The following is an 11,190-nucleotide window of genomic DNA, read 5'->3' as shown; positions in this document are numbered from 1 at the left end:
TAATTTCAAGCTTTTTGTTGAATCCGATAAACATACGCCAGTATTTCAGCTACTGCTTGATAAAAATCTTCGCTAATGGCATCGTTTATCTCCACAGCATCATACAGCGCTCTTGCTAAAGGCCGATTTTCTACTGTTGCCACGTCATGCTTATGTGCTATGTCTTTTATCTTTAATGCGACGTAATCGACTCCTTTAGCAACAACGTATGGTGCGTCTGCTTTTTCTTCATCATACTTAATAGCAATAGCAAAGTGAGTTGGGTTAGTGATAACCACATCTGCTTCAGGAACCTCGCTCATCATTCGCTGCTGCGACATTTGCCGTTGCCGTTCCTTAATTTTTGATTTAATGAGAGGATCACCCTCCATGTTTTTACTTTCATCCTTTATATCCTGCTTAGACATTCGAATATTCTTTTCATGGTCATATCGTTGATAAACATAGTCCAGCACCGATAGAACAAGTAGCAGTAATGAAGCGGCAAGTCCCATTATAATGGTGGTTTGCCCAAAAAAACTAACCGCTGCATCCAAACCTTTTTGAGACATTTCCAGCATGTCGTCTTTTCTCAGCCATAGGACTGAAAAGGTAACTGTCCCCACAAAGCCTATTTTCAGTAAGGATTTCACGAGCTCCACTAACGCTCTTGCAGCAAATATCTTCTTAAATCCTTGAATAGGATTTAACTTCTTAATATCCACCTTTAAAGGTTCCGCTGTAAATAGGAAGCCCACCTGCAAATAGTTTGAAGCTAGCCCTGCCAGGATAGCCACTCCCATAATAGGTGCTAACGTTGCTGCCATTTCTATAGCAATCTCCACCATAATTTGATGAATGGTAAGCTGAGTCAGATCCCAATGTATGTATTCATAAAAGCTTTGTTCGAGAAGATTCGTAAATCTCCCTTTTAAAAATCCGCCGATAACAAATAGCAAAAGGAACATCGCGAACATTAATAGGGCCGTATTGACATCCTGACTTTTAGGCACTTGCCCTTTTTTACGACTGTCTTCTTTTTTCTTAGGTGTGGCTTTTTCTGTTTTTTCCTGTGAAAAATATTGTAAATCCACCGGAAGACGTTGCATCCTCATCCCCCCATTAACCTCATCACATCCCGCATGGAAACGAACATCAGTTCAAATAACTCTCTCATCAGAATAGTGAACATTCCAAATGAAATGAAAATGACAACAAAGCTGACTAATATCTTTAACGGCAATCCAACTACAAATACATTGAGCTGTGGTACGGTCCTGGCCACTATACCTAAAGCGACATCTACGAGAAACAAACATCCTACAATAGGGATGGCCATTTGAAATGCTACAATAAACATTTTATTAAAGGTCTCTATAACATAGCTTGCCACAGCATCATTACCAAGCCCTGTTGCCATTTGCTGCATAGGTATAGCCTCATAGCTGTAGAACATCCCATCCAATAATAGATGATGACCATTTACAGCTAGAAAGAACAACAGGGTGATAGTGTATAAATATTGTCCAATGAGCGGACTTTGAGCTCCTGTTCGTGGGTCTATCACATTTGCGATTGCAAAGCCCATTTGAAAATCAATAAACCCGCCAGCTATTTGAATAGCAGATAAGATTAAATAAGCAATAAACCCTATTGCTAAGCCGACAACTGCCTCTTTCAAAATAAGCAACAGAAACGTTTCATTAATCACTACAATCGGGATATCAACGGTGTAATACATCACCCAGGTTAAAAAGAAGCTGAAACCGATTTTATGTGGTGTAGGAACGTTTTTATATGAAAATAAGGGTAAGGTAACAAAAAATGCAGTGACACGTACAAGAATGAGTAAAAATGCTGGTACTTTCGTTAAGTCGATTACGTCTAACATACCCTACCCCACAAATTGATTTAAGTTTTGGAAAATCCCTGCAGCAAACTCTACCATTTTCGATAGCATCCACGGACCAAAGAAAACCAATCCACCCATTACTGCTACTATTTTCGGTATAAACGCTAGGGTTTGTTCTTGTATTTGAGTAGTGGCCTGGAATATGGAAACTAACAGACCAACAGATAATGCTAAAATCAGCAACGGACCTGTTACGATGAGTACGGTATAAATTCCCTGCTCTGCAAGTGATATAACGGTATGACTATTCATTAGGACACCCTTTCCTTTCTGCCATCCCTAGAAGCCTTCTAGTAACGAATAGGTAATGAGGTACCAGCCATCAACAAGAACGAACAACAGAATTTTAAATGGTAAAGAAATCATAACTGGAGGGAGCATCATCATTCCCATGGACATAAGCACACTCGCTACCGCCATATCAATTACTAAAAATGGTATGAAAATCATAAATCCCATTTGAAAGGCTGTTTTTAATTCACTTATGGCAAATGCAGGCACAAGCGTCGTTAATGGTATATCCTGAATGGTTTCAGGTTGTTCCATTTCAGCATAGTCCATAAATAAGCCTAAATCCTTCTGTCTTGTGTGGGCAGCCATGAAATCCTTCATGGGCACACTGGCATTCTCATATGCTTCTTCTAATGTTATTTCTTCATTAAATAATGGAGTCAATGCTTCTTCGTTCACTTCCTGCAGCGTAGGCGCCATAATAAAGAAGGAGAGGAATAAAGCTAATCCGATCAGCACCTGGTTAGGCGGCATTGTCTGTGTTGCCAGTGAGGTACGAACAAACGACAGTACTATTACAATCCTGGTAAAACTCGTCATAAGTATTAAGATGCTTGGTGCTAAGGAAAGTACAGTTAACAGGAGCAATAGCTTCACAGAAGTGGATATGTTGGTGGCATCAGAGCTTGAGAATAATTCTACAAATTCAGTCATCGCGATCCTCTTTCTGTCTAGACTGTTTATCTATTAACTGTTTTCGTTTCTCCTTTAACGACCCTAGCTCGGATTGAAATAAATCTTTAAACGGTAAAGAAGAAGCATTTGGTGCTTTCTTTTCGTTGTTCGTACTCGTTTTAGAAAATACATTTTCCAGTAAAGAGGCAGTGGTAGAATTAACAGACGACTCTCCTTCTGACTGAAAGGAGCGAAGGGTAGCCTCATCTGTAATTTCCGTAAGCAGTTCGACGTTATCTCCAACCCCTACTGCAAAATACTGTTCTCCGATACGAATCACTTGCAACGACTTGTTCTGACCGAGGGAGACTCCTCCAACATTCTCAAGTGTGCGAACTTGTTGAAATAGCTTATTGCGCTTATTAACAAACTTCAACAGCCCATAGATAAGAGCAATAATAAAGATTAATACCCCAATTAGTTTGACGAATTGCCAAAGAAGAGAGGGACTATTACTGTTTACTGCGGAGTTATCTTGGGAGGATGGCGAACTATCGCCATCCTCTCCTTTAGAATCTAGTGATGGGGAACTGTCTTGCTGTTGATCCTCATCCTGACATTTTTCTGGTTGAAACATACAGTCTACTGTTTTGTTTTCGGCATTTACTATTGAGCTTTGCACAAATAGCAAGCCTATTGATAGTAGCATTGTCATGCAAAATCGTTTATTCATAATCTACCTACTTTTAGCTTAATGCTTTTTTGATTGCCTCAATTACTCGATCAGCCTGGAATGGTTTCACAATAAAATCTTTCGCCCCAGCCTGAATAGCATCAATAACCATAGCCTGTTGTCCCATTGCAGAACACATTATAATAGTTGCATTAGGATTAATAGATTTAATTTCTTTTAAGGCTGTAATTCCATCCATTTCAGGCATGGTTATATCCATAGTTACCAGGTCTGGCTCTAGTTCCTTGTACTTTTCTACAGCCTGACTTCCATCTTGAGCTTCACCAACTACGTCATATCCATTCTTGGTCAGGATATCCTTAATCATCATTCTCATGAATGCTGCGTCGTCTACAATTAATATTTTATTTGCCATGCTTAATTCCCCCTATAGGTTCCCCAATTATTGGATTCGTTTTAATCGATCTTTCTGACTTAAAATATCTGTAACTCTAACGCCGAAGTTCTCATCGATTACGACGACCTCGCCTTTAGCTATCGGTTTTTCATTAACGAGAATATCAACCGGCTCCCCTGCTAATTTATCTAACTCCACAACAGAGCCTGAGGATAATTCTAAAATCTCTTTTATAGAACGTTTCGTCCGCCCTAGCTCCACGGTAACCCGTAACGGAATATCCAGTAGCATATCAAGATTTCGCTGCTCGCTTTGATTCATTTCAACCGGTTGGAATTGACTGAATTCAGCGGATTGAATGTTTTGCTCATTACCTTGCTGCATACCTCCAAGGTGCTGAGGACCTTCTGGCGTTCTAGATTGTCGTACTTCTTGCTGCTGTACGCTGTTAGATAGTGAGGCTTCAGCTTGGTGACTTTCCTCTTTTCCATTTGCTTGTTCAGGAAAATCCAATGGTAATGACTGTTCCCATTCATCTGCTTGTTCTGTCGGAGGATTTAACAATTCATTCACTAATTCTTTCGCAAACTCTACAGGAAGCAACTGCATGATTTTCGAATCTATTAAGTTACCAACCTTCAATTGAAACGACACTTTGACGAGAACATCCTTCTCAGGGATAGTGTCCGTTCCTTCTCCTTCGGCAATATCCAGTAAATCAATGCTAGGAGGGGAGATATCTACTCGTTTATTAAAAATGGTGGACATACTTGTTGCTGCTGATCCCATCATTTGATTCATGCCTTCTTGCACAGCACTAAGGTGGATGTCATTCATTTCCTCCGAAGGACTTGTACCATCTCCTCCAAGCATTAGATCGGCAATAATTGCTGCGTCGGATTGTTGAATGACGAGCAGATTCATACCGGAGAAACCTTCTGTATATGTAACCTGTACCGCCACATTTGGCTCCGGAAATTCATTAGATAATTTGGACTTCGCGATAACCGAAATTGCAGGCGTTGTGATATCTACTTTTTGGTTTAATAGTCCAGAAAGTGCCGTGGCGGAACTTCCAAAGGATATATTCCCAATCTCACCTAACGCATCTTGTTCTATAGCTGATAAGTAATTTTCAACAGGGGGTTGGGCTGCCGCCTGTTCTGGTTCGTCTTCGTCTGCTGTCCCTTTGAGCAACGCATCAATTTCGTCTTGTGATAGCATATCATCACTCATCATCATAGTCCCCCCCTTGGTATTCTTCTAATATTTGTACAGCTGCCTTGTTTTTCACTTTTCCAGGCTGTACTAAAAACTTTGTCTCGTTATCTACTTTTAGTGCTAGAGGATCTTCAATACTGGAGGTAAGCTGAATAACATCATCTTTCTTCAACTGAAGCATTTCCTCTACCGAAATGGTAGATTCCCCTAGTATAGCCTTCATATCCACGTGAGCTCGCTGGATGTTATTCGTTAATGCTTCATACTCACCTGGCTCTCGTTCTTTGGATTCGGTTTGCATCCAGTAGTGCACTGATAGCTTTGGAATAATTGGCTCTAACACCACATGAGGAATACAAATATTAATCATCCCGCTTGATTCACCAATTTCCGTATTTAAGGAAATTACCACTACTGTTTCATTGGGAGATACCATCTGGAGAAAATGGGGATTGACTTCAAACTCATCCAGCTCCGGATTAATATCTACTACCGTACTCCATGCTTCTTGTAAATTATCAATCGTTTTCTCAAATAAACGAGAAAGTATTTTTGTTTCTATCTCTGTCAAATTCTCTATTTTATTGACGCTTTCCCCCGTACCACCTAATAAACGATCCATCATTGCGTACGCTATATTTGGATTCGCCTCTAATAAAATACGTCCATCCAGCGGTGCGACGGAAAATATATTTAAAATCGTCATTTTGGGAATAGATCGGATAAACTCTTCATAAGGTATTTGATCAACAGATGCAACAGAAATTTGCACATATGTTCGCAGCTGCGCAGAGAAAAAAGTAGTTAATAGTCTCGCGAAATTCTCGTGTATCCTGGACAAACTTCTAATTTGATCCTTAGAAAATCGCAACGCTCGTTTAAAGTCATAAACTTTTACTTTCTTTTCTTTCTCTTCTTTCTTTAAATCATCTGCGTCCATTTCTCCTGTCGATATGGCAGACAATAGTGCGTCAATCTCATTCTGCGAAAGAACTTCTTCGGCCAAGAAAGGTCACCTCCGTTCTGGCGCTTTTCCTAAATTGTATTATTGCAGTACTTTCTTAGTGGTGTACACGTCGGTAACTGTTCCATCCTCCATTAATTCATTCAAACGAGTTTGGAGCATGCTTTCTAAATTATCCACCCCGGTCTTAAATTCTTTTTCTTCCATTTGGGACAGCTCTTTAATCAGTATATTTTTTAGTTGGAAATCCCGCTTTTGCAGCTCTTCCTTTGCGTGTTTATCACTTGTAATAATTTTAAATTGAATACGAACAAAACGATCATTTTGCAAATCCGTTGTGATTTCTTCCGTATCTAAAGAGTATTCTACTAATTCATCTATGGAACGGTCGGCACTTGCCTTCTCACTGCCTTGACTGTTTAACACAAACAATAATGCTGCCACTCCGGCTACCGTTATTACCACAAACGTCGTAACCATTGTTTTGAATAATCTCGAATTCATGAGGAGTCCTCCCCGGATATATGACTTGTCCCTATAAGCCCTATTTGCTTGTAAAATTGAATAACTTTTTCCTTAACCTGCTCGTTTGATTCTTGTACAATCAGCTTCTTTCCATTAGTTAATGTAATTGTAGTGTCTGGAAACATTTGAATTTGCTCAATAAATAGCGCATTTAACGTAAACGAGTCTCCATTCAGCCTAGTTACCGTAATCATATGTAAAAGGAGAAAGAGAAGCAGATTCATAGCATCACTCCCCTTCTCCATGGCCCCCTTCTATTAACGTTTTAAGTTGACAAGCTCCTGGAGAATTTCATCTGACGTTGTTATGATACGTGTGTTAGCTTGGAAGCCACGCTGTGCAGTGATCATTTCTGTAAATTCTTCTGAAAGATCTACATTGGACATTTCTAATGAGCCGGAAACAAGGGATCCTCTTCCATTTGTACTAGGTGCTCCTAATAGATCGTTCCCATTATCGGCATCGGCATTATCTGTGTGCCGATACATATTGGAGCCCACCTTCTCTAGTCCCGCTGGATTGGAGAACTGCGCAATGCCAATAGTTCCAACAGAAGATGCCCCGGCAGGAAGCACCACTTGTACTTGACCATTTGTCTGCACGCTAAAGCTTTCTGCGTTAGCAGGGATATTAATGGTATCACCAGCAGTATCTAATAGGTACTGACCGCTACCGGTTACGATATCTCCTGCTTGATCTAAATAGAAGTTACCCGCGCGAGTATAAAAGGTTTCTGTTCCTTCTTGGACGGCAAACATTCCATCCCCTTCTATAGAAATGTCCAAAGGTCTATTAGTAGTCTGGTTATTCCCTTGCGTATGAATGTTATCTACCGTCCCAAGTTGTGCACCTAGACCAACTTGCGAAGGGTTCATCCCTCCAAGGTTGCCAGCAGGACCCTGTGCAGGGCTTACGGTTTGACTAATCATATCCTGAAACGTGACACGACCTTTTTTATATCCTGTAGTATTGACATTAGCAATATTGTTACCGATTACGTCTAATTTCGTTTGCATACCTTTCATACCGGAAACCCCGGCATACATTGAACGTAACATTTATTTCATCCTCTCCCGTGATTGTATAAAGCTGCTTCCATCCATCCACAGCTTTAGCAGGCCTCCCGTAGGTCCAGCCTATTCTTTCATAATGATTGTTCCATTAATATTAGTAAAAATCTGGCTTGCGGCCTCTTCCCGATTCATTGCAGTGATAACCGTGTTATTCTTTGTACTTACGACAAGGGCAGTATCTTTCGTTAACACTACTGAGTCGGTTACCCCTTTTTTCTTCGCCTCTTCTACCTTCTCTGTGATTTCTGCCCATGTTTTTGGCTGTATTTCAATATTTCTCTCCTGTAACCTTGCTCTGGCATGTTTGCTAATGGTTATTCGATTAGCTTCCTGTTGAAATACGTCATGAAACAAGGTGCTCTTCCCTGCTTGCAGTTCCCGTTTATGTGCAGTAGGGATGCTAATAGGCTGGTGTATCGAATGGATTCTTGGATCCACTACAATCCCTTCTTTCTTTACTCACTTTCCTCTGCACTTAATCTAGTTATTTGATCTGGCGTAATTTTTTCTCCGTTTGTCAGCTCCAAATAAACCTTTCCTTCTTTCGTAGATACTGCCTTAATGTTACTTGTCTCATCAAAAGATGATAGAGCATAGGTTACTTGCTTTCCAATCATATGGCTGTATTCGACGATGGGGTTATTGGATTGACTTTTTGTAAATGCTTCAATGGAGGAGGATACGTTAGTCATCTGCTCCAGCATGGAGAAATTGGTCATCTGATTAATAAACTCTTGATCTTTCATAGGACTTGTTGGGTCTTGGTTTTGTAATTGAGTCATCAGTATTTTCAAAAAATCATCTTTGCCAAGCGTGGCACCGTTGTTGCCACTTGGTGATGCAGTCGTGCTTTGTGCTTGCAAATAAAGGGAAGGATCAATACTGCTCATCCTGTTCACCTACGCTTTCTCGTTCTGTAATAGTTCGTGAAAAGGGACGGAATCTTCTTCTTCCTCTTGCTCACTCAACCAGTCAAGATAGCTTTCTCTTGAGCTTTGTTGACCTTCTTGCTGCTGTTTCTCTTCCTTGCTGAAAGGTACTGATGATTGATGGGTTGCTGTCTGTTCTTGCCTTTCTATTTGAACCTGACTAGGGCTAAACATATGGCGAAGCTGCTGCATATTACTTTCCAGCATCTCCTTTGCAGCTTGAGAGGTTACGAGGATTTTCACCATCATTTCCCCATTTTGCTGTGTCATCCGTACCATCATGTCCCCTAAGTTACCAGGGTTAAGCTTGATAGATAATTGAGAACCTGCATTACTTATGGAAAAACGGCTTTGACTTATTATTTTCTGGAACTGCTCTATTAGTGATTGTTGATTCGATGGTGTTGCCTGCGAACTGTTCAACTTGATAAAAAGCTGCTCCTGTCGAGACATCGGCATCGCGTCCGAACCGCCTACAGAGCGCTGGATTATATTTTCAATGGATGTATCTTTGTTACTGGAAGTGTTCTGTACCTCTAACCTTTGCCAAGCTCCTCTCACCCAGTTTGAAAAATCTTTCGGAGTTACTTGGGCATTAGCCGAATATGGAGCACCTTGGTTAAGGCTGCTTCTATTATGCAGAATAGAAACTGCTTTATCCCACGCTATTATCTGTTTACTCGACAGGTGTGTATTCTCTAAAGCTTGTTTTCCTAACGTACTATCACCCGTTTGCTGAGCTTGCATCCATTGCCTGCCTAAGTCCATTAATTGCTGAGCTGTTTTGCTTGTCTGAGGAGACGTACCATTTTTGTGCAGCATTTCTTGCAGTTTTACAGCTATGTTTTTAGCTAATTCCTCTATTTTTGGTGACATTTCACTTTTTTCGACTGATAAAGGTTTCACGTCCTGATGAAGTTGGGTATTACGTAAAGATACTGCCAACTGTGAACGTTCAAGATTTTGCAACCTAGATGTTATATTAGTACTAGTATTAGTGGAATTATGTAAGGATTGATGTAAAAGATGAGCAGCAATCGTTTTTAACATTGGCTTTAATGCCTCTGCTGCCTTTGCTTGCGCAGGTGACTTATGCTCTTTCGTCCACTGCTGCAGAATAGCTAAATGAGCATTTCCTTGTTCGGATAATGGAAGTTGTGCTGCTATTTCTACTATAGTAGAGGACTGTGATAATAAATCCTCTATAGCTTCTTGTTGATGTGAGGTTAATTTGGCCCACATTGGTGAAGCTTTCAGCTCTTCAAACATCCCCTCGTCTATGGAAAGATCTTCATCTGATAAGGAGTGTAACAGCTGCTTTACTTCCTGTTTAGTTTGTTTCATCGATAACTCCTTATCGGTATCAGCACCCTTTCTTATGGAAGCGACGACATCTCCAAATGACAGTTTGTCGTTCGATCCTTGCTGATATGGTTGCGAGCCAACCCCGGACCTCATCTGAGAGGAGCTTATCGTTTGAAACAATGCCTGTATGGAGCTACTCACTTGTTCACCCCCTTTCCCTATAGTTTGTATTAGTTACGCTGGACAAGTGCACTTGTTAGACTTGCTGCTGTTTTTGGATCCATTTCTTCAAAGATTTTGCCTCGTTCCTTATCAGGTATTTCCTGTAATATAGATAAAGCTACAGATTTATCTAGCTCTGTAATAATGGGAGCAGCTTTGTCCGCATCCATATCTTTAAAGGAAGAAGAAACATCCTTCATAACTTCCTTCTGATTATCATTATTTTTACTTTCTTTATTTATTTGCTCTGTCAATGTAGCAATCTCGTTGTTTAATTCTTCAATAGTACTATCCTTGGATGCTATCGTGTCTTGAAGTTGTGTAATTTGGGCATTTTGATCCTGTATGGTAGCTTGTAATTCTGCAGATGAGGTTCTGGTAGAATCTGATTCTTCCTCGCCTGAATCTTGTTCTGAGGAAACAATTGCGGATACTCCAGGAATGTTGCTTCCATATTGCTGCACCTTCTCAAACACGTTCACCCCCCCGATTGTCATGACAATCAGAGCAACAGTTATGGCAAAGACTAGTGGTATTAATATCCCAAATACAAACCACTGGAATTTGCTGGTTTTCTTTCTGTCTTGTACTTCTTTCCCCGCCATTACATTCACCTAATTCCTTGACTTAAAAACTGTTGCATGGACATGTCATCCATCTGCTTCTTCTCTTCATACGTTCTGACGGTATGGATGTGATATTCCTTCCGGTCAATAATTTTCTCATATTTCTTCATTTCTACATGAGCGGAGGTTAACGATTCCTGCTTTTGCTGCATGTCACTACGTGCTGTATGGATAGCTTGCTGTAAATTTGCAATTTGCTTTTCTAATCGATCGATATACTGAAACGAAGTATGAAGATCCGTTATTTGCATGGAGTGCTGAATTTGCTTCTGATAATGCGCTTCCGCCTGCTCTTTTTTCTTCAACAACTCATACATTTTTGTAGCAACTTCCTCAAAGACTTCTACAGAATCCTGGTAGTCCTTGTGTGCTAGGTTCTTATCTGTTTCTTTCATCTGCAACAGCTTATGATAAGTAGATAGTTCAGCCATTCTTGA

The 11,190-nt window shown here is 40.4% G+C and carries 16 protein-coding genes; all 16 read right to left on the bottom strand.

Features of this window, described 5'->3' with window-relative positions:
* Nucleotides 1-5 precede the first annotated feature (5 nt).
* The 16 genes from flhB to fliJ all read right to left on the bottom strand — a co-directional run bounded on the left by flhB (nt 6) and on the right by fliJ (nt 11,184).
* Nucleotides 6-1,088 carry a flagellar biosynthesis protein FlhB gene (gene flhB, locus ACFFGV_RS11265; protein ID WP_377347815.1) on the bottom strand — a complete coding sequence of 361 codons (1,083 nt, stop codon included), beginning with the start codon at nt 1,086-1,088 and terminating at the stop codon, nt 6-8.
* A gap of 2 nt (nt 1,089-1,090) precedes the next feature.
* Entirely contained in the window at nt 1,091-1,870 is a 780-nt protein-coding gene (gene fliR / locus ACFFGV_RS11260) for a flagellar biosynthetic protein FliR (RefSeq protein WP_377347813.1), read from the bottom strand.
* Between the two features lie 3 nt (nt 1,871-1,873).
* Complete coding sequence (fliQ, locus tag ACFFGV_RS11255; protein ID WP_377347811.1) at nt 1,874-2,143, bottom strand: flagellar biosynthesis protein FliQ; 270 nt, start codon at nt 2,141-2,143, stop codon at nt 1,874-1,876.
* A 27-nt stretch (nt 2,144-2,170) separates the two neighbouring features.
* Nucleotides 2,171-2,836, bottom strand: a complete 666-nt coding sequence (gene fliP / locus ACFFGV_RS11250) for a flagellar type III secretion system pore protein FliP (RefSeq protein WP_377347808.1) — start codon at nt 2,834-2,836, stop codon at nt 2,171-2,173.
* On the bottom strand, nt 2,829-3,530 hold the full coding sequence (locus ACFFGV_RS11245; protein ID WP_377347806.1) for a flagellar biosynthetic protein FliO: 702 nt from the start codon (nt 3,528-3,530) through the stop codon (nt 2,829-2,831). Before ACFFGV_RS11245 ends, fliP begins: the two co-directional genes overlap by 8 nt.
* 13 nt (nt 3,531-3,543) lie before the next feature.
* Entirely contained in the window at nt 3,544-3,906 is a 363-nt protein-coding gene (locus ACFFGV_RS11240; protein ID WP_377347804.1) for a response regulator, read from the bottom strand.
* Nucleotides 3,907-3,933: 27 nt separating this feature from the next.
* Nucleotides 3,934-5,127: a flagellar motor switch phosphatase FliY gene (gene fliY, locus ACFFGV_RS11235; protein ID WP_377347953.1), complete on the bottom strand. Its 1,194-nt coding sequence runs from the start codon at nt 5,125-5,127 to the stop codon at nt 3,934-3,936.
* Nucleotides 5,117-6,115 carry a flagellar motor switch protein FliM gene (gene fliM / locus ACFFGV_RS11230; RefSeq protein WP_377347802.1) on the bottom strand — a complete coding sequence of 333 codons (999 nt, stop codon included), beginning with the start codon at nt 6,113-6,115 and terminating at the stop codon, nt 5,117-5,119. Before fliM ends, fliY begins: the two co-directional genes overlap by 11 nt.
* 39 nt (nt 6,116-6,154) lie before the next feature.
* Nucleotides 6,155-6,577 (bottom strand): flagellar basal body-associated protein FliL, encoded by a 423-nt coding sequence (gene fliL / locus ACFFGV_RS11225; RefSeq protein WP_377347800.1) that lies wholly within the window; start codon nt 6,575-6,577, stop codon nt 6,155-6,157.
* Complete coding sequence (locus ACFFGV_RS11220; RefSeq protein ID WP_377347951.1) at nt 6,574-6,792, bottom strand: flagellar FlbD family protein; 219 nt, start codon at nt 6,790-6,792, stop codon at nt 6,574-6,576. Before ACFFGV_RS11220 ends, fliL begins: the two co-directional genes overlap by 4 nt.
* Nucleotides 6,793-6,855: 63 nt before the next feature.
* Nucleotides 6,856-7,656, bottom strand: a complete 801-nt coding sequence (gene flgG / locus ACFFGV_RS11215) for a flagellar basal body rod protein FlgG (RefSeq protein ID WP_377347798.1) — start codon at nt 7,654-7,656, stop codon at nt 6,856-6,858.
* 78 nt (nt 7,657-7,734) lie between these two features.
* Entirely contained in the window at nt 7,735-8,109 is a 375-nt protein-coding gene (locus tag ACFFGV_RS11210; protein ID WP_377347796.1) for a TIGR02530 family flagellar biosynthesis protein, read from the bottom strand.
* 17 nt (nt 8,110-8,126) lie between these two features.
* Nucleotides 8,127-8,561: a flagellar hook assembly protein FlgD gene (gene flgD / locus ACFFGV_RS11205; RefSeq protein ID WP_377347794.1), complete on the bottom strand. Its 435-nt coding sequence runs from the start codon at nt 8,559-8,561 to the stop codon at nt 8,127-8,129.
* Between the two features lie 9 nt (nt 8,562-8,570).
* Entirely contained in the window at nt 8,571-10,106 is a 1,536-nt protein-coding gene (locus ACFFGV_RS11200; RefSeq protein ID WP_377347792.1) for a flagellar hook-length control protein FliK, read from the bottom strand.
* 29 nt (nt 10,107-10,135) lie between these two features.
* Nucleotides 10,136-10,732: a MotE family protein gene (locus ACFFGV_RS11195; protein ID WP_377347790.1), complete on the bottom strand. Its 597-nt coding sequence runs from the start codon at nt 10,730-10,732 to the stop codon at nt 10,136-10,138.
* Between the two features lie 5 nt (nt 10,733-10,737).
* Nucleotides 10,738-11,184, bottom strand: coding sequence for a flagellar export protein FliJ (gene fliJ, locus ACFFGV_RS11190; protein WP_377347788.1), 447 nt, complete (start codon nt 11,182-11,184; stop codon nt 10,738-10,740).
* Nucleotides 11,185-11,190: the final 6 nt, after the last annotated feature.

The sequence above is a fragment of the Pontibacillus salicampi genome, assembly GCF_042434395.1.
In the GTDB taxonomy this organism is placed as follows: domain Bacteria; phylum Bacillota; class Bacilli; order Bacillales; family BH030062; genus Pontibacillus; species Pontibacillus salicampi.
This window is presented reverse-complemented; position numbering and strand designations above follow the sequence as displayed.

What these genes read in the sequence shown, in the direction of transcription:
- flhB (WP_377347815.1), bottom strand. Translation starts at nt 1,088, where the DNA reads ATGCAACGTCTTCCGGTGGATTTACAATATTTTTCACAGGAAAAAACA.
- fliR (WP_377347813.1), bottom strand. Translation starts at nt 1,870, where the DNA reads ATGTTAGACGTAATCGACTTAACGAAAGTACCAGCATTTTTACTCATT.
- fliQ (WP_377347811.1), bottom strand. Translation starts at nt 2,143, where the DNA reads ATGAATAGTCATACCGTTATATCACTTGCAGAGCAGGGAATTTATACC.
- fliP (WP_377347808.1), bottom strand. Translation starts at nt 2,836, where the DNA reads ATGACTGAATTTGTAGAATTATTCTCAAGCTCTGATGCCACCAACATA.
- ACFFGV_RS11245 (WP_377347806.1), bottom strand. Translation starts at nt 3,530, where the DNA reads ATGAATAAACGATTTTGCATGACAATGCTACTATCAATAGGCTTGCTA.
- ACFFGV_RS11240 (WP_377347804.1), bottom strand. Translation starts at nt 3,906, where the DNA reads ATGGCAAATAAAATATTAATTGTAGACGACGCAGCATTCATGAGAATG.
- fliY (WP_377347953.1), bottom strand. Translation starts at nt 5,127, where the DNA reads ATGATGAGTGATGATATGCTATCACAAGACGAAATTGATGCGTTGCTC.
- fliL (WP_377347800.1), bottom strand. Translation starts at nt 6,577, where the DNA reads ATGAATTCGAGATTATTCAAAACAATGGTTACGACGTTTGTGGTAATA.
- ACFFGV_RS11220 (WP_377347951.1), bottom strand. Translation starts at nt 6,792, where the DNA reads ATGATTACGGTAACTAGGCTGAATGGAGACTCGTTTACGTTAAATGCG.
- flgG (WP_377347798.1), bottom strand. Translation starts at nt 7,656, where the DNA reads ATGTTACGTTCAATGTATGCCGGGGTTTCCGGTATGAAAGGTATGCAA.
- flgD (WP_377347794.1), bottom strand. Translation starts at nt 8,561, where the DNA reads ATGAGCAGTATTGATCCTTCCCTTTATTTGCAAGCACAAAGCACGACT.
- ACFFGV_RS11195 (WP_377347790.1), bottom strand. Translation starts at nt 10,732, where the DNA reads ATGGCGGGGAAAGAAGTACAAGACAGAAAGAAAACCAGCAAATTCCAG.
- fliJ (WP_377347788.1), bottom strand. Translation starts at nt 11,184, where the DNA reads ATGGCTGAACTATCTACTTATCATAAGCTGTTGCAGATGAAAGAAACA.